This window comes from Paraburkholderia sp. BR14312 (assembly GCF_040948675.1).
GTDB lineage: Bacteria > Pseudomonadota > Gammaproteobacteria > Burkholderiales > Burkholderiaceae > Paraburkholderia > Paraburkholderia nodosa_A.
In genome coordinates this window covers 390,991-407,662 of sequence record NZ_JBFPKI010000007.1, presented here as the reverse complement: position 1 = coordinate 407,662, position 16,672 = coordinate 390,991, and the positions used below count along the sequence as shown (strand labels likewise).

Sequence of the window (16,672 nt, the reverse complement as noted above, 5' to 3'; positions counted from 1 at the left end):
TCGACAGCTCATGTCTGCGACTTCTTCGCCGCTTTTGCGATTTCTTCGTCGCGCAGCTGGCGGCGCAGGATCTTGCCGATGGTCGATTGCGGCAGCGACTCACGGAACTCCACGATGCGCGGCACCTTGTAGCCCGTGAGCTGCTGGCGGCAGAACTGGATCAGCGCGGCTTCCGTGAGCGCGGGATCGCGCTTCACGATGAACACCTTCACGCGCTCGCCCTGCACCGGATCGGGCACGCCGATCGCCGCCACCTCGCGCACGCCGGGGTGCATCGCTACCACGTCCTCGATCTCGTTCGGATACACATTGAATCCCGACACGAGAATCATGTCCTTCTTGCGGTCGACGAGACGGATATAACCGCGCGCATCCATCATGCCGATGTCGCCGGTCGTGAGCCACCCGTCGGCAAACACCTCTGCCGTTTCGTCCGGGCGATTCCAGTAGCCCTTCATCACTTGCGGACCCTTGACACAGAGCTCGCCGGCTTCGCCGATGCCGGCCCACGTGCCGTCGTCCCTGCGAAAGCGCACCTGCGTGGACGGCGCGGGCAGCCCGATCGAGCCTTCCGGATGCGCCTCGTCTCCCTCTGCATGCGCGATATCGACGGGATTCATCGAAACGATCGGCGAGCACTCGGTGAGACCGTAGCCTTCCACGACGGGCTTGCCCGTGACGGCCCGGAACCGGTCGGCAACGACCTTCTGCATGGCCATGCCGCCCGCCATCGCGAGTTTGAGGCCCGAGAAGTCGCGCTGGCGGAACGCCGCGTTGTCGAGCAGCGCGCTATAGAGCGTGTTGACCGCGCTGATGCAACTGAACGTCTCGTGCTCCAGTACCTTCATCACGCGCTTCATGTCGCGCGGATTGGCGATCAGGATGTTGCGTCCGCCGAGTGCGAGGAAGATCAGCGCATTGATGGTGAGCGAATAGATGTGATAGAGCGGCAAGGGCGTAAGCACCGTCTCGGCGTTGGCGTCGAACTGGTTGCCAATCCACGCCTTTGCCTGCTGCACGTTCGCGAGCACGTTGCCGTGCGTGAGCATCGCGCCCTTCGCGACACCCGTGGTGCCGCCCGTGTACTGGAGGAACGCGAGATCGTCGGCGTGGGTCGCCACCGGCGCGTGCGGGGCGCGCGCGCCTTGCGCGAGTGCATCGAGCAGGCGCACGGCACGCGGCAGGTGGTAGGGCGGCACCATCTTCTTCACGTGGCGCAGCATGACGTTGACGAAGCGGCCCTTGAGGTTTAACCCTTCGCCCAGCAAGTCGCCGAGCGCCGTCACGACGATGCGTTGCACCTGTGTGCCGGGCAGCGCCGCTTCGAGCGTGGCGGCGAAGTTCTCGAACACGACGATGGTCTGCGCGCCGCTGTCCTGCAACTGATGCTCGAGCTCGCGCACGGTGTAGAGCGGGTTGACGTTGACGATCACGGCGCCGGCCTTGAGCGCGCCGAAGAGGGCAACCGGATACTGCAAGGTGTTGGGCAGCATGATCGCGACTCGCTCGCCTGGCTGCACGCCCGCACCTTGCAGCCAGGATGCGAACGCCGTGGCCTTGCGGGCGAGTGCGGCGTAGGTCATCGGCGAGCCGGCGCTCACGTAGGCGACGCGCTCGCTGAAGCGCGCCGTGCAGTCGTCGAAGTAATGGGTGAGCGAGGCGTACTGGCTTGCGGGGATTTCGCGCGGCACGCCGGGAGGGTACGAGGCGTACCAGATGCCGTCGGTGTTGGGAGGGGCCACCTGAGGTGGGGCCGCCTGAGGTGCGCAAGCTGCCACCGGGCTCGCCGGATCGGGCTGGGGCGTGTCGCTCATAGTGGATCTCCGGACGGTAGGGCAACCGAGTGCCTTTCATCATGCAACGCCGCGCGCCGTGCGGCCAGGAGGTCTTACCCGGTGTGCGCAAGCGGGTGTTCGACCATCGTCAAAACCAGCAAAAAAGGCCGTGCGGGCGAACCCGGCACAGCCTTTCATGGTGTTGCTGCGGTGCGGCGTTACGGGGCCGCGGGCACGTCAGACGCCCGACACCTCTTTTGCGGTCTGCGTCATGTCGATGCCTCGACGTTCGCGGCTGAACGGGATCAGCACAGCGATCACGATGGCGACCGTGCCGGCGACGATCGCCATGGCCATCGAGTAGTCCTGGTTGTGCGTTTCGGCGAGCGACGCCTGCAGCGTGGCGTTCACCGAAGCGAACAGGTTGCCGAGCTGATAGACGAGGCCCGGGAAGGTCGCACGCACTTCGTCAGGCGAGATTTCATTGAGGTGAACCGGGATCACGCCCCAGGCGCCCTGCACCGAAATCTGCATGAGGAACGCGCCGAGCGCGAGCAGCACCGGCCCTTGCGAGAACGCCCACAGCGGCAGCACCGGCAGCGCGATCAGCGCGGCGATGAAGATTGCCTTGCGGCGGCCGATACTTTCGGAAATCCGACCGAAGAAGAGGCCACCCACGATCGCGCCGATATTGAGCACGATGGTGATGATCGAAACCGTGTGCGGATCGAAGTGATGCTGTTCGCGCAGGAAGGTCGGATACAGATCCTGCGTGCCGTGCGAGAAGAAGTTGAACGCCGTCATCAGCACGATGGCGTACAGGGAGAGCTTCCAGTTGTGCTTGAGTGTGGTGAGCAGGCTCGGACGCGGGCGCTTTTCCATCTCCTTGAAGGCCGGCGACTCGGGCACGTGCATACGCACATAGACCACGAGCAGCGCGGGCAGCACGCCGACGAAGAACATGCCACGCCAGCCGATGTACTGGTACAGCACACCGAACACGATCGAGGCGAGCAGATAGCCGCTCGGATAGCCCGCTTGCAGCAGCCCGGAAATGATGCCGCGCGACTTGGGCGGAATGGTTTCCATGGTGAGCGCCGAGCCCACGCCCCACTCGCCGCCCATCGCGACGCCGAAGAGCGCACGCAGGACGATGAAGGTCGCGAGGTTGGGCGAGAAGCCCGTGAGCAGTTCGAGTATCGAGTAGCACGCGATGTTGACCATCAGCGTGGGACGACGGCCGTATTTGTCGGCGAGGCGGCCGAATATCAGCGCGCCGAGCGGGCGCATGGCCAGTGTCAGCGTAATGGCAAAAGCCACTGCCGGGATTTTGGTGTTGAATTCGGTGGCGATGTCTTTCAGAACGAAAACCATCAGAAAGAAATCGAATGCATCGAGCGTCCATCCCAGGTACGCCGCGATCGTGACGTTCTTCTGTTCACGCGTCCAGCTCATGTTGATTATTCTCCTGTGATACTGGGGCAATGCCATGTCTCCTGTCGATCGCAATTGGCGCTTGCGCACTTCGCGCGATCTCATGCATGTGTCGGCATTGCCTTGTGTGGCTTGATTGTGTGCTTGGAGCGGCCCCCCGCAATGGGCTACGCGCCAGCAGTGTACGCCCGGCGTTAAACATTTGCATGCATGTTGACTGGAACCCGTAGTAATCCCTGGGGGATTCAGCCAAATGCGAAAGCTTTTTGTTTTATTCGTAATTTAAATGTAATTTAAATGAAGGTCACTCAATGTGCGAATGAGTTAATCGATGCGCATGAATGAATGCAAACGAGCGGGCATTTGTCCGCTCGTTTGCGTTGAGAAGGCGCGCATTGACACTCGTGTGCGCTATCCAGATGCCCCGCCGCCGCCGTGCCGGTCATCAGACCCGGCGAGGCAATCCGCTACTAAAAGATGTTGCGAAAGCCGACGGCGACGCCGGTCTGGTTGTTGCGACCCGGAAAGTCGGCCGTTGCCGAACCGGTGCCGCGCATGAAGTCGACCGTGCCATAGACTTCGGTGCGCCTCGACAGCGAGTACTCGGCCAGCAGGACTGCCGAGTAGCGCACGCCGGTGCTGAGCGTCACGCTGTCTTCATTGAGGCCGTTCTTTGCGTGGTCGTAGTAGTACGCTGCGGTCAGCAACAGCGGCGAGCTGACCTGCCACGTGGCACCCGCATAGAGACCGTTGTCGATACGGTTGGTTTTCGTCACGGGCGTCACGAAGTTGATCGCCGCGGGCGAGTTTGCGGCTGCCATGTACTGGTCGACCACGCCCGTATTGTCCTGCCCCCACAGCCAGCCGCCGTACAGGTGCACCGGACCGAGCGCATAAACCGCGCCGAGGTTGGCCACGCGGTACTTGTTGTTGTGTGCGTCGCTATTCTGCTGGTAGCCCGCGAGCAGCGAGACCGGACCGGCTGCGTAGGTGGCCGTGAAGCCGTACATGTTGCTCGCGCCGACGCTGCCTGCCACGCCGCCGAAGCTGTACATGCCTTCGACTTCGAGGCCGCCGAACTTGCCGTCGTACTTGACCGAGTTGTTCTCACGCAGACCGTAGCCGAGTGCGCCCGGCAGCCAGCCGTCCTGGTCGAAGTTGCCTACGGTCAGCGGGTCGAAGGTGTTACCCAGTTGATCGAACAGGGGCGTGTTCTGACGGCCCATCGTGACCGTGCCGTACTTGTTGCTCGACAGCCCCACGTACGCCATCCGGCTGAACAGCGTATTCGAGCTGGCCAGTTGGCCGTTCCAGAGATTGAACCCGTTCTCGAGGCGGAATACGGCCGAGAGGCCGCCGCCCAGATCCTCGGAGCCCTTCAGGCCCCAGCGGCTGCCGGTGACCGGACCTTGCGTCATCTGCAGCTCGTTGTCGTTGTGCGCGTTGGCGTTCGTGAGGTAGCGGATGCTGGTGTCGACGATGCCGTACAGCGTGACCGAGCTTTGCGCGAAGCTGTGCTGGCAAGCCAATGCGAGGGCGAGGCCGCCGACGGCGGATGCGATCTGGGTATGTCTCACGGTGGAATCCTTTCTTCTGCTGCGTGTTGTCAGTGCGTCGGGCCGCCGGGGTGCCGGGGCCCGAATTTTTCGTATGCCGGGCCAGTGGATGCCGGCCGGGGGGCCGATGATAGACGCTTGGTGAAGGGGTGAAAACGCTGGCTGTCGCGCGATTGCAACGGTTGCGCGCGCAATTAACTCGCCGCATGTTTGCTTTTTCAGCCGACTCAGCCCGCATATCGCCTGCGGCAAAAGCACAAATGCCGTTTAATGAACGGTCGTGCTTTTCCCTATTTTCCTGACTAGCGGGCCTCGCTAGAATCCTTGGCATCTCATCGCGTTCCGCAATCCGGAACGTCGGCCGGTCGACAGACATCAAGGAGACGAAAGCATGCGGGTCAGGGAAATGTTCGAGCTGGGCGGTCAGGTCGCACTCATTACCGGCGGCTCGCGCGGGCTGGGTCTGCAGATGGCGCAGGCGCTCGGCGAGATGGGCTGCCACGTGGTGATCACGGCGCGCAAGGCCGACGAGCTGGCCGAGGCGGCGGCCCATCTGCAGGCGCTCGGCATCAAGGCGACCACGATCGTGAGCGACCTGCAGCGCGCCGAGGCCGTCAAGCCGCTCGTGGACGAGACGCTGGCGGCCGGCGGGCAGATCGACATTCTCGTGAACAATGCGGGCGCCACGTGGGGCGCCCCTGCGGAGGATTATCCCGACGAGGCGTGGCACAAGGTCATGAACCTGAACGTGAACGCGCCGTTCTTCCTCGCGCGCGAAGTGGGCAAGCGCAGCATGATCCCGCGCCAGCGTGGCAAGATCATCAACGTGGCTTCGATTGCCGGCCTGAAGGGGGCGCTCGGACCCATGCAGACCATCGCGTACAACACCTCGAAGGCGGCGGCCATCAACTTTACGCGTGCGCTGGCTGCCGAATGGGGCAAGTACAACATCAACGTGAACGCGATCTGCCCGGGCTTCTTTCCCTCGAAGATGTCGGCGGGCCTGCTCGACAAGCTGGGACAGGTGGTGATCGACCATACGCCGCTGCACCGTCTCGGCGACGACGACGATCTCAAGGGCGCCGTGGTGTTTCTCGCGAGCCAGGCGTCGCGGCATATGACGGGTCAATATCTCGCCGTGGATGGCGGCGCGAGCATCGTCTGATTGCGCACGGTACGCGGCGCCAGCGCTCAGCGAGCAGTTGGCGGCCGCGTTCTTCACAAGTCTTGCCCGACGGAGCCCGCCATGTCCACGTCCGCCCCGACGCTTTCTGCACATTCACCGTCATCGCCGCTGCCGGCCTCGCCGCATTGGCCCTCGCATCTTTCCCCGCATCTGAGCATTCCGCAAACGAACCTCTTCTATAACGCAGAGGTGTCGGCGGCACGCTATCCCGACAAGCCGTTCATCGTCTTCTACGACACGCCCGTCACGTTCGCGCAGTTCAAGGACGAGGCCGAGCGCGTAGCCGGCTATCTGCAGCAGGAATGCGGCGTGAAGGCCGGCGACCGCGTGCTGCTCTACATGCAGAACAGCCCCCAGTGGGTCATCGCTTACTACGGCATCCTGCGCGCCAACGCCGTGGTCGTGCCGGTCAACCCGATGAACCTCACCGAGGAACTTGCGCACTACGTGGAAGACAGCGGCGCGACCACGGCTTTCGTCGCGCAGGACCTCTACCCGCGTATTGCGCCGCTCGTGCAGGAAGGTGAGGGCCTGCAGCATCTGCTCGTTGCGACGTATAGCGACTATCTGAAGTGCGAGCCGTTTTCGCCGCCGCCCGAGTTCGTGAGCGCACCGCGCACTGTGAGCGGTCCGGGCGTTGCGCACTGGGTCGACGTGCTCGAGGCGCGCTGCGTACCCGGCGCGCTGACCGCCGGTCCCGACGACCTCTGCGTGATGCCGTACACCTCGGGCACGACGGGCAAGCCCAAAGGCTGCATGCACACGCATCGCAGCGTGATGGCGACGGCCGTGGGCGGCTGCAACTGGTTCGGAAGCAATCAGGACGCCGTACAACTTTCGGTGCTGCCGCTCTTTCACGTAACCGGTATGCAGGGCGGCATGAACAGTCCGATCTACAACGGCTCGACGGTGGTGTTGCTGCCGCGCTGGGATCGCGACGCTGCAGCGCGTGCGATCGAGCATTACCGCATCAACGGCTGGCAGGCGATCTCGACGATGGTGGTGGACTTCATCTCGAACCCGCGCATTCACGAGTACGACCTGTCGAGCCTCGCCTGGATGCGCGGCGGCGGCGCGACGATGCCCGACGCAGTCGTGAAGAAGCTCAAGGATCTCACCGGGCTCGACTTCGTCGAGGGCTACGGCATGTCGGAAACGATGGCAGGCACCCATATCAATCCGCCGCAGCGTCCCAAGCCGCAATGTCTCGGCATTCCGGTATTCGATGTCGACTCGCGCGTGATCGATCCGATCACGCTGGAGGAGGTCCCGCCAGGCGAATCGGGCGAGCTGATCATGCATGCGCCGCAAGTGATGCAGGGCTACTGGCGCAACCCCAAGGCGACGAGCGAAGCGTTCATCGAACGCGACGGCAAGCGCTTCCTGCGCACGGGCGACCTCGTGCGGCGCGACGAAGAAGGCTATTACTTCATGACCGACCGCCTCAAGCGCATGATCAACGCGTCGGGGTACAAGGTCTGGCCGGCCGAGGTCGAGGCGCTGATGTACCGGCATCCGGCGATCAACGAGGTGTGCATCATCGGTACCCAGGACGCGCGCCGCGGCGAGACCGTGAAGGCCGTGGTTGTGCTCGATCCGAAACAGGCCGGCAGCGTGAACGAAGACGACATCATCGCCTGGGCGCACGACAACATGGCCGCGTACAAAGCGCCGCGCATCGTGCAGTTCGTGGACGCCCTGCCGAAGTCGGGCAGCGGCAAGATTCTGTGGCGCAAGCTGCAGGAACAAGAGGCCGAGGTGCGCCGCAACGCCTGAACGCGCAGTTCTCCTTCGTTGTCCTTCAATATCGAGCCCGCCTGGATAGCGCGCTAACGCGCGCGAATCCAGCCGGGTTTCGTCTTTATCGGGCTCGCACTTCGCCCTTGCGCATCAGGCGCCGGCAAGTGCAGGCAATCCGCCTTCGCGCCAATCCTGCTCCATCGCGGCTGCCATTCCCCATTCCTGTGAACCGCGTTGAGCGGGCGCGGCCAGCGGCCATTCACCGGGCGCCTGTGCGTTCTTGCGAGCAAGGATCGCCTCGCACAGGAACTCCATGCTGTACGCCTTCAGCAGATGCGGGTGATTCGTCTCGATATAGGCGGCGACGCGCGCATATTCGCCGGCGATCGATGCGAGCGAGTAGAGCGTACGTGCATCCCAGCGAAAACGCAGGCCGAGTTCGGCGAATGCCGTATTGAACGCGCACAGCTGCGCTTCCAGTTGACGATCTTGGCGGGTGTCCAGGTGGCTCATCGCTGTCTCCTCATGTCGAGTGGCGTGAAGCAAGAGTAGAAGCGCCAATGAATAACCGATAGTTAAAGTTTTTTTAGAAAAATATAAGTAAGGCTGTATGGATTGAGGATTGGCTGGCCAATCTAGCGAGACCTGCATCCGGTCCGCGTAAACCCCGCTTAGCCATGAGCGCTGTACTGATATATTGTATTGGAAATATGAAATTACCCAGCAGCGCCGGCTAAACAGAACGTTGGAGACAAACGACCGATGTCCGCCGAAAGAGAATTCGTCACCGGGATGCCCCCGGTCACCTTGACGCTGGAGCCGATCAACGCAACCGCTTCGCTGCGCGATCAGGCTTACGCGAAGCTCAAGCAGGCCATTGCCGAAACCGACATCTACCGCTCGCGAGACGAGATCCGGCTAGACGAGAAGGAATTGACTGAGAAGCTCGGCGTGAGCCGAACGCCGGTTCGCGAGGCGATGACGCTGCTGGAACAGGAGGGCTTTCTGCGCACGGTGCCGCGCCGCGGTGTTTACATCCTGCGCAAGACGCGCAAGGAGATCGTGGAGATGATCTATATGTGGGCCGCGCTCGAAAGCATCGCCGCGCGCCTCGCCACGCAACGCGCCTCGGACGACGACATCGCGGGTCTGCGGCGCATGTTCGCGACCTTCGGCGATTCGACGCCATCGGACCACATAGAGGAGTACTCGGAAGCGAACATCATGTTTCACCAGTCACTGGTGGAGCTATCGAAGTCGCCCATCATCGTCGACACCATCAAGAACATCTTCATGCATGTGCGCGCGATCCGGCGCATGACGATCGCGCAGAGCGATCGCGCGTCGCGCTCGATCGTGGAGCACATGCGCATTATCGAAGCGCTCGAGGCGCGCGACACCGAGCGCGTCGAGCAGCTCGTGCGGCAGCACTCGATCGAACTCGCGCTGTTCGTGGAAGCCAACTGCGATTTTCTGGACTGACACGTAGGGGCGCCGCGTCGATCCGCCGATTCATATCGGCTCGGCGCATGAGTCAGGGGCATCGATACGCAGGTCGTCTGAATGAGCGTCGCGATGCTGAAATAAAAGTATGGAGTCCGTAACAAGTTAGTTGGGACGTTTGGGCCGATTGTAGGTGTTTGCCCATGGTGTGGCGCATCAACGTTTGCCGCTTGGCGAGCGACCGAACGAGACCGCAACGGTGCAGCGCGGCGCGATGCAGTGCAGCAAACCCGGCATGGATAAAAAAACGTCTTGACTAATACTGTGTGTGGAATATTGTATATCACGGATCGCACAACGCCCCGCCAAAGAGGAGACGTCATGGCAGAAGCAGGCATCAACGAGGCACAGCAGAACCCTGTGCCGGAAGCGCAGCAAACGACCGATGGTTTTCATCTCGTCATCGACGCGCTGAAACTCAACGATATCGACACGATCTTCGGTCTTGTCGGTATTCCGATTACCGATCTCGCCCGTCTCGCGCAGGCCGAGGGCATGCGCTTCATCGGCTTCCGGCATGAGCAGAACGCCGGCAACGCCGCGGCCGTGGCGGGCTACATGACGAAGAAGCCGGGCATCTGCCTGACCGTCTCCGCGCCGGGTTTCCTGAACGGCCTCACGGCACTGGCCAACGCGACCACGAACTGCTTCCCGATGATTCTCATCAGCGGTTCGAGCGAGCGCGAGATCGTCGACTTGCAGCAGGGCGACTACGAAGAGATGGACCAGCTCAACGCGGCGAAGCCTTATGCCAAGGCGGCGTATCGCGTGCTGCACGCCGAGGACATCGGCGTCGGCATTGCGCGGGCGATTCGCGCGGCCGTCTCGGGCCGCCCCGGCGGCGTGTATCTCGACCTGCCGGCCAAGCTGCTTGCGCAGACCATCGACGCGGTGAAGGGCCAGCAGTCGCTCATCAAGGTCGTCGACGCGGCGCCGCGCCAGATTCCCGCACCGGATGCGGTGCAACGTGCAATCGAAGTGCTCAGGAATGCAAAGCGTCCGCTGATCCTGCTCGGCAAGGGCGCCGCCTACGCCCAGGCCGACGCGCAAATCCGCGAACTGGTCGAGAAGAGCGGTATTCCGTATCTGCCGATGTCGATGGCCAAGGGGCTCTTGCCCGACACGCACGAGCAGTCGGCGTCGGCCGCGCGCTCGTTCGTGCTGGCCGAGTCGGACGCCGTGGTGCTGATCGGCGCTCGCCTGAACTGGCTGCTCTCGCATGGCAAGGGCAAGACCTGGGGCGCGGCCGCCGGACCGAAGCAGTTCGTGCAGGTCGACATCGCCCCGACGGAAATCGACAGCAACGTCGCCATCGAAGCGCCGGTGATCGGCGACATCGGTTCGTGCGTGGAAGCGCTCGTGGCCGGTCTCGGCACTGACTTCCCGAAGCCGCCGGCAGAGTGGCTCGATGCCGTGGCCGAACGCAAGAACAAGAACCTCGAAAAGATGGCCGCGACGCTCGCGAAGAACCCGTCGCCGATGAACTTCCACAGCGCGCTGCGCGCGATCCGCGACGTGCTCAAGACGCGCCCCGACATCAACGTGGTCAACGAAGGCGCGAACACGCTCGACTACGCGCGCAGCATCATCGACATGTACCAGCCGCGCAAGCGCTTCGACTCGGGCACGTGGGGGATCATGGGCATCGGCATGGGCTTCGCGATCGGCGCGGCGGTGACGAGCGGCACGCAGGTCGTGGCGATCGAGGGCGACAGCGCGTTCGGCTTCTCGGGCATGGAGCTGGAAACGATCTGCCGCTACAACCTGCCGGTCTGCACCATCGTGTTCAACAACAACGGTGTGTATCGCGGCACGGACGTCAACCCGAGCGGCGGCTGCGACGTCGCGCCGACGGTGTTCGTGAAGAACGCGCGCTACGACAAGATGATCGAGGCCTTCGGCGGCATCGGCCATCAGGCGACGACGCCCGAAGAACTCACGAGCGCGCTGCTCGAAGCGATCGCGTCGGGCAAGCCCACGTTGATCAACGCAGTCATCGACGAATCGGCCGGGACCGAAAGCGGTCGTCTCACGAATCTGAATCCGCAAAGCGCGGCCATGAAGAAATAAGCCCCATAAATCAGCTAGATCAGATCGATCAGGTAGACCAGGAGATACGAGAAATGAGCAAACCCCTCGACGGTATCAAGATCATCGACTTCACGCACGTACAGGCCGGTCCCGCCTGCACGCAGATGCTCGCGTGGTTCGGTGCGGACGTGATCAAGGTGGAGCGCCCCGGCGCCGGCGACGTGACGCGCTCGCAACTGCGCGACATTCCCGAAGTCGATGCCCTGTACTTCACCATGCTCAACAGCAACAAGCGCTCGCTCACGCTCGACACGAAGAAGCCCGAAGGCAAGGAAGTGCTGGAAAAGCTGATTCGCGAATCGGACGTGATGGTCGAAAACTTCGGCCCCGGCGCACTGGACCGCATGGGCTTCACATGGGAGCGCATCAAGGAACTCAACCCGAAGATGATCGTTGCTTCGGTGAAGGGCTTCAGCGAAGGCCACCACTACGACGACCTCAAGGTCTACGAGAACGTCGCGCAGTGCGCGGGAGGCGCAGCCTCGACCACGGGCTTCTGGGACGGTCCGCCCACGGTGAGCGCCGCTGCGCTCGGCGACAGCAACACGGGCATGCACCTCGCCATCGGCATTCTCACGGCGCTGATCGGCCGGAACAAAACGGGTAAGGGCCAGAAGGTGGCCGTGTCGATGCAGGACAGCGTGGTCAACCTGTGCCGCGTGAAGCTGCGCGACCAGCAGCGCCTGGACCGCCTGGGCTACCTCGAGGAATACCCGCAGTACCCGCACGGCACCTTCAGCGACGTCGTGCCGCGCGGTGGCAACGCAGGCGGCGGCGGCCAACCGGGCTGGGTTCTGAAGTGCAAGGGCTGGGAGACGGACCCGAACGCGTATATCTACTTCACGGTGCAGGGCCACGCGTGGGAGCCGATCTGCCGTGCTCTGGGCAAACCCGAATGGATCGACGACCCGAACTACGCTACGGCGCAGGCGCGCCAACCGCATATCTTCGACATCTTCGCGACGATCGAAGCGTGGCTCGCCGACAAGACCAAGTTCGAAGCGGTCGACATCCTGCGCAAGTTCGACATTCCGTGCGCGCCGGTGCTCAGCATGAAGGAAATTGCTAATGACCCGTCGCTGCGCGCGAGCGGTACTATCGTCGAAGTGCCGCACAAGGCGCGCGGCTCGTACCTCACGGTGGGCAGCCCGATCAAGTTCTCGGACCTGAAGCCGGAAATCACGGGTTCGCCGCTGCTCGGCGAGCACACCGACCAGGTGCTGGCCGACCTCGGCTACACGGCGCAGCAGATCGCGGCGCTGCACGAGGTGCGCGCGGTTTGAGCTCCGCGTCGAGTTCCGCAAGCTGAATGCAGGAAGCAGGCGCGGCCGACGCTGCGCCCGCGCAGCACCGCAATACCAGAGTGGCAGGCAGGACGCCGCGCGGCATGTGCAATGCGTGCCGCGCGGCGCCGATAAACGACATCCCCCACAGAGTCATCGCATGCAATCCGCCATCGATTTCGAGCAGCTCGCAAACGCCATCGGGGACGCCATCGTCATCTCGGACGCAGCCGGCGACATCACATTCTGGAATCCGGCGGCCACGCGTATGTTCGGCTATACGCAGGAAGAAGCGCTCGGCAAGACGCTCGATCTGATCATTCCCGAGCGGCTGCGCGGCCGCCATTGGGATGGCTATCACAAGACGATGGCGACTGGCCAGACGCGCTATGGCAACGACGTGCTGCGCGTGCCGGCCGTGGACAAGGCGGGCAAGGCGCTTTCCATTGCCTTCACCGTGGCGTTGCTGCACTCGCCGCAGGGCGAACTCGATGGCATCGTCGCCGTGATCCGCGACGAAACGGCGCGTTTCCAGGAGGAGCGCGCGCTCAAGAAACGCATCACCGAACTCGAAGCACAGGCCCAGCAATCCTGAAACCTCGGGAGCTCTTCGATGCATACCGAAAGACTCGGACATTTCGAGGTCGAACTCTCGGCCCGACAAATGATTCACAACGGGGGCTGGGCCGCGTTCGCCGCGATCCACGCGGTCGAGCCCGCTGCCGACGAACCGGCGGCGGCTGTATTGCCCCGTCAATGGGTGGTCGACGAAACCGTATTCGAAAGCGAGGCGGCTGCGATTGCCGGTGCGCGCCAGGCGGCGCTCGCTTTTCTCAAGAGCGGCAATTCGCCCAGCCTGGGCACGTCATAGGGCAAAGCCCCCATCGAGCGGCGGCATACAGAATTCCAGCATCAGGCAAAAATCCAAACTGCGTTGGACCAGAATAAGGCGCTGAAGCGCCAACTCTGGCCGACATAGGAGACGTTTCATGAAGTCGTGGCTACGCTTTCGGCGCGCCAGATGCATTGGCGCGCCGCCGATTCCGTTTGTTCTCGCCGCAGCGCGCGCTCTTGTGCAGCAGGGAGGCGCATCATGGCGATGACGATTGCGGTCCCCCGTGAGATACACGAAGGCGAACGACGCGTAGCGGCGACGCCAGAAAGTGTGGCACAACTGATCAAACTGGGCTACGCCGTCGAAGTGCAAACGACGGCGGGTGCCAGTGCCTCCTACCCGGACGACGCTTACCGTGCCGCAGGCGCGCGCGTCGTGGACGATGCGCAAGCGCTCTTGAGCGGCGCGGATATCGTCATCAAGGTGCGTCCGCCTTCGAGCGAAGAAGTGCAGCGACTCAAGCCCGGCGCGACGCTGATCGGTTTCGTCTGGCCCGCGCAAAACGCCGCGCTGCTCGAACAACTCGCGGCGCGTGAGGTAACGGTGCTCGCGATGGACTGCGTGCCGCGCATCTCGCGCGCGCAGAAGCTCGACGCGTTGAGTTCGATGGCGAACATGGCCGGCTATCGCGCGGTCGTCGAAGCGGCCCAGCATTTTGGGCGCGTTTTCACCGGGCAGATCACGGCAGCGGGCAAGATGCCGCCCGCCAAGGTGCTCGTGATCGGCGCAGGCGTGGCGGGGCTTGCGGCGATCGGCGCCGCGCGCGGTCTTGGCGCCATCGTGCGTGCGTTCGATACGCGCCCCGAAGTCGGCCAGCAAGTCGAAAGCATGGGCGCGGAGTTCCTGAGCATCGACATCGAGGAGGAAGGCGGCGGTTCGGGCGGGTACGCCAAACAGATGAGCGCGAAGTTCATCGAAGCGGAGATGGCGCTGTTCGAGGCCCAGGCGCGCGAGGTCGACATCGTCATCACGACGGCGCTCATTCCCGGCAAACCGGCGCCGCGCCTCATCGACGCGAGGACGGTGGCGTGCATGCGCGCGGGCAGCGTGATCGTCGACATGGCGGCCGAGCAGGGCGGCAACTGCGAACTCACTCGCCCGGGTGAAGTCGTGAATGCGAACGGCGTGACCGTCATCGGTTACACGGATCTGCCAAGCCGCATGGCGAACCAGTCGAGCCAGCTTTACGCGACCAACGTCCGCCATCTGCTGACCGATCTCACGCCTGCCAAAGACGGCGAGTTGAAGGTCGATATGGACGACGTCGTGCAGCGCGGCACCACTGTCATTCAGCGCGGCCAGCTGTGCTGGCCACCGCCGCCGGTGCAGGTCTCGGCCACGCCGCAAGCGGTTGCACAGGCGAAGCACGTCGCCGTCGCGACCGGCAACGCGAAAGAAGCCGCCGCGCAGGCCGCGCGCCGCAACGGCGTCTGGTCGCTCGCGGCGCTCGTCGTTGCCCCGTTGCTGCTGCTCGCGCTCGGCGCGGTCGCGCCGCCCGCGTTCGTTGCGCACTTCACCGTGTTCGTGCTGGCCGTGTTCGTCGGCTATCAGGTGGTCTGGAACGTCACGCCCTCGTTGCATACGCCGCTCATGAGCGTGACGAATGCGATCAGCGGGATCATCGTGATCGGCGCGTTGCTGCATCCGGGCAACGCCGGCACGATCGTGACCGTGCTGGCGGGCATTGCGCTCGTCGTCGCGACCATCAACATCGCGGGCGGCTTTCTGGTCACCCAGCGCATGCTGAAGATGTTCCAACGGACCTGAGGAGACGTCATGCTCAACGGAATCGGCAACATGGCGTGGCTCGGTGCGGCGACGCTCTTCATCCTCAGTCTGCGCGGGCTGAGTCATCCCGCCAGTGCGCGGCGCGGCAACCTTTATGGCGTGACCGGCATGGTGATCGCCGTGCTCGCCACACTGCTCGTCACGGGCGGTGCGGGCCTGCAAATCGCGCTCATCGCCGCGCTGGTGGGCGGCGGGATGGGCGCGATGCTCGCGCGCCGCGTGGAGATGACGCAGATGCCGCAGCTCGTCGCGGTGTTGCACAGCTTCGTGGGTCTTGCGGCCACGCTCATCGCCTTTGCGAACTTTCTCTCGCCCAAGGCCCCGATGAGCGGCGTCGAGCGAGCGATTCACGACACCGAGATCTATGTCGGGGCTTTCATCGGCACGGTCACGTTCAGCGGTTCGATCGTCGCGTTCCTGAAGCTGCAGGGCACGGTGAGCGGCAAGCCGTTCGTGCTGAGCGCGCGGCATCTGCTCAACGCGGTCGTGCTGGGCGCGTGCATCGCGCTCGGCTATCGCTTCGTCAGTGCTCCTGATGGCGGCGACGCGCTCTACGCGCTCATCGTGATGTGCGTGCTGGCGGCGGCGCTCGGCGTGCATCTCGTGATGGCGATCGGCGGCGCGGACATGCCCGTGGTGGTCTCGATGCTCAACAGCTATTCGGGCTGGGCCGCAGCGGCAACGGGCTTCATGCTCGACAACGATCTGCTCGTCACGACGGGCGCGCTGGTTGGATCGAGCGGCGCGATTCTCAGCTACATCATGTGCCGCGCGATGAATCGCAGCTTCGTTTCGGTAATCCTCGGCGGTTTCGGTACGGTGAGTTCCACGGCAAGCGAGGCGCCGCAAGGCGAAGTCGTGCCGACCAGCGTGGACGAAGTGGGGTCGCTGTTGCGCGATGCGCAGGAGGTCGTGATCGTGCCGGGCTATGGCATGGCCGTCGCGCAGGCGCAAGGCACCATCAGCGAGATCACGCGGCGGCTGCGCGCGCTCGGCATTCGCGTGCGTTTCGGCATTCACCCCGTTGCGGGGCGCTTGCCTGGCCACATGAACGTGCTGCTCGCGGAAGCGAAGGTGCCCTACGACATCGTGCTCGAAATGGACGAAATCAACGAAGACTTCACGAGCACCGACGTCGTGCTCGTGATCGGCGCGAACGATATCGTCAACCCGGGCGCGCAGGAAGATGCGGGTAGTCCCATCGCCGGCATGCCGGTGCTGGAGGTGTGGAAGGCGCGTACCGTGGTCGTCTCCAAGCGCAGCATGGCGACCGGCTATGCGGGCGTGGATAATCCGCTCTTCTATAAGGACAACACACGAATGCTGTTTGGCGATGCGAAGGGCAGCGTCGACGCGCTGCTGCGGCAACTCGAAGCCGCTTGACGTTTGAAGCAAGGCGCGGCGGGCTCACGTCTGCCGCG

At 63.6% G+C, this 16,672-nt stretch carries 13 protein-coding genes; 9 read left to right on the top strand and 4 right to left on the bottom strand.

The genetic code is table 11. From position 1 onward, the window contains the following. Positions 1 to 8: 8 nt before the first annotated feature. From AB3X98_RS22075 to AB3X98_RS22065, 3 genes are all read right to left on the bottom strand, one after another. Positions 9 to 1,814 (bottom strand): AMP-binding protein, encoded by a 1,806-nt coding sequence (locus tag AB3X98_RS22075; protein WP_368604106.1) that lies wholly within the window; start codon positions 1,812 to 1,814, stop codon positions 9 to 11. 198 nt (positions 1,815 to 2,012) lie between these two features. Beyond that, positions 2,013 to 3,230 (bottom strand): MFS transporter, encoded by a 1,218-nt coding sequence (locus AB3X98_RS22070; protein WP_069267857.1) that lies wholly within the window; start codon positions 3,228 to 3,230, stop codon positions 2,013 to 2,015. Positions 3,231 to 3,679: 449 nt separating this feature from the next. After that, complete coding sequence (locus tag AB3X98_RS22065) at positions 3,680 to 4,786, bottom strand: porin (RefSeq protein ID WP_368604107.1); 1,107 nt, start codon at positions 4,784 to 4,786, stop codon at positions 3,680 to 3,682. 370 nt (positions 4,787 to 5,156) lie between these two features. Here AB3X98_RS22065 and AB3X98_RS22060 point away from each other — a divergent pair, with 370 nt between their 5' ends. Together AB3X98_RS22060 and AB3X98_RS22055 are read left to right on the top strand one after the other, a co-directional pair. Further along, on the top strand, positions 5,157 to 5,930 hold the full coding sequence (locus tag AB3X98_RS22060; protein ID WP_368604108.1) for an SDR family oxidoreductase: 774 nt from the start codon (positions 5,157 to 5,159) through the stop codon (positions 5,928 to 5,930). A gap of 81 nt (positions 5,931 to 6,011) precedes the next feature. After that, the gene (locus AB3X98_RS22055; protein ID WP_368604109.1) at positions 6,012 to 7,727 is read left to right on the top strand and encodes a long-chain fatty acid--CoA ligase; all 1,716 of its coding nucleotides are present in this window, start codon (positions 6,012 to 6,014) and stop codon (positions 7,725 to 7,727) included. A gap of 114 nt (positions 7,728 to 7,841) precedes the next feature. Here AB3X98_RS22055 and AB3X98_RS22050 read toward each other — a convergent pair whose 3' ends face one another. Next, a complete protein-coding gene (locus tag AB3X98_RS22050; RefSeq protein WP_342945619.1) occupies positions 7,842 to 8,237 on the bottom strand; it encodes a hypothetical protein in 396 nt (131 codons plus the stop codon). Positions 8,238 to 8,453: 216 nt separating this feature from the next. Between AB3X98_RS22050 and AB3X98_RS22045 the strand changes: the two genes are divergently transcribed. From AB3X98_RS22045 to AB3X98_RS22015, 7 genes are all read left to right on the top strand, one after another. Continuing rightward, positions 8,454 to 9,173 carry a GntR family transcriptional regulator gene (locus AB3X98_RS22045; RefSeq protein WP_069267852.1) on the top strand — a complete coding sequence of 240 codons (720 nt, stop codon included), beginning with the start codon at positions 8,454 to 8,456 and terminating at the stop codon, positions 9,171 to 9,173. A gap of 342 nt (positions 9,174 to 9,515) precedes the next feature. After that, a complete protein-coding gene (oxc, locus tag AB3X98_RS22040) occupies positions 9,516 to 11,264 on the top strand; it encodes an oxalyl-CoA decarboxylase (protein ID WP_342945620.1) in 1,749 nt (582 codons plus the stop codon). Between the two features lie 53 nt (positions 11,265 to 11,317). Next, entirely contained in the window at positions 11,318 to 12,568 is a 1,251-nt protein-coding gene (gene frc, locus AB3X98_RS22035) for a formyl-CoA transferase (protein ID WP_368604110.1), read from the top strand. A gap of 160 nt (positions 12,569 to 12,728) precedes the next feature. Further along, positions 12,729 to 13,163 carry a PAS domain-containing protein gene (locus AB3X98_RS22030; RefSeq protein WP_368604111.1) on the top strand — a complete coding sequence of 145 codons (435 nt, stop codon included), beginning with the start codon at positions 12,729 to 12,731 and terminating at the stop codon, positions 13,161 to 13,163. An 18-nt stretch (positions 13,164 to 13,181) separates the two neighbouring features. Beyond that, positions 13,182 to 13,439, top strand: a complete 258-nt coding sequence (locus AB3X98_RS22025) for a hypothetical protein (RefSeq protein WP_069267849.1) — start codon at positions 13,182 to 13,184, stop codon at positions 13,437 to 13,439. Between the two features lie 222 nt (positions 13,440 to 13,661). Continuing rightward, a complete protein-coding gene (locus AB3X98_RS22020; protein ID WP_368604112.1) occupies positions 13,662 to 15,230 on the top strand; it encodes a Re/Si-specific NAD(P)(+) transhydrogenase subunit alpha in 1,569 nt (522 codons plus the stop codon). A 9-nt stretch (positions 15,231 to 15,239) separates the two neighbouring features. Then, complete coding sequence (locus AB3X98_RS22015) at positions 15,240 to 16,634, top strand: NAD(P)(+) transhydrogenase (Re/Si-specific) subunit beta (protein ID WP_368604113.1); 1,395 nt, start codon at positions 15,240 to 15,242, stop codon at positions 16,632 to 16,634. The last annotated feature ends 38 nt before the right edge of the window (positions 16,635 to 16,672 follow it).

Coding starts and splice junctions, on each gene's coding strand:
- AB3X98_RS22025 (WP_069267849.1), top strand. CDS start 13,182: ATGCATACCGAAAGACTCGGACATTTCGAGGTCGAACTCTCGGCCCGA.
- AB3X98_RS22020 (WP_368604112.1), top strand. CDS start 13,662: ATGGCGATGACGATTGCGGTCCCCCGTGAGATACACGAAGGCGAACGA.
- AB3X98_RS22055 (WP_368604109.1), top strand. CDS start 6,012: ATGTCCACGTCCGCCCCGACGCTTTCTGCACATTCACCGTCATCGCCG.
- AB3X98_RS22075 (WP_368604106.1), bottom strand. CDS start 1,814: ATGAGCGACACGCCCCAGCCCGATCCGGCGAGCCCGGTGGCAGCTTGC.
- AB3X98_RS22070 (WP_069267857.1), bottom strand. CDS start 3,230: ATGAGCTGGACGCGTGAACAGAAGAACGTCACGATCGCGGCGTACCTG.
- frc (WP_368604110.1), top strand. CDS start 11,318: ATGAGCAAACCCCTCGACGGTATCAAGATCATCGACTTCACGCACGTA.
- AB3X98_RS22030 (WP_368604111.1), top strand. CDS start 12,729: ATGCAATCCGCCATCGATTTCGAGCAGCTCGCAAACGCCATCGGGGAC.
- oxc (WP_342945620.1), top strand. CDS start 9,516: ATGGCAGAAGCAGGCATCAACGAGGCACAGCAGAACCCTGTGCCGGAA.
- AB3X98_RS22015 (WP_368604113.1), top strand. CDS start 15,240: ATGCTCAACGGAATCGGCAACATGGCGTGGCTCGGTGCGGCGACGCTC.
- AB3X98_RS22045 (WP_069267852.1), top strand. CDS start 8,454: ATGTCCGCCGAAAGAGAATTCGTCACCGGGATGCCCCCGGTCACCTTG.
- AB3X98_RS22060 (WP_368604108.1), top strand. CDS start 5,157: ATGCGGGTCAGGGAAATGTTCGAGCTGGGCGGTCAGGTCGCACTCATT.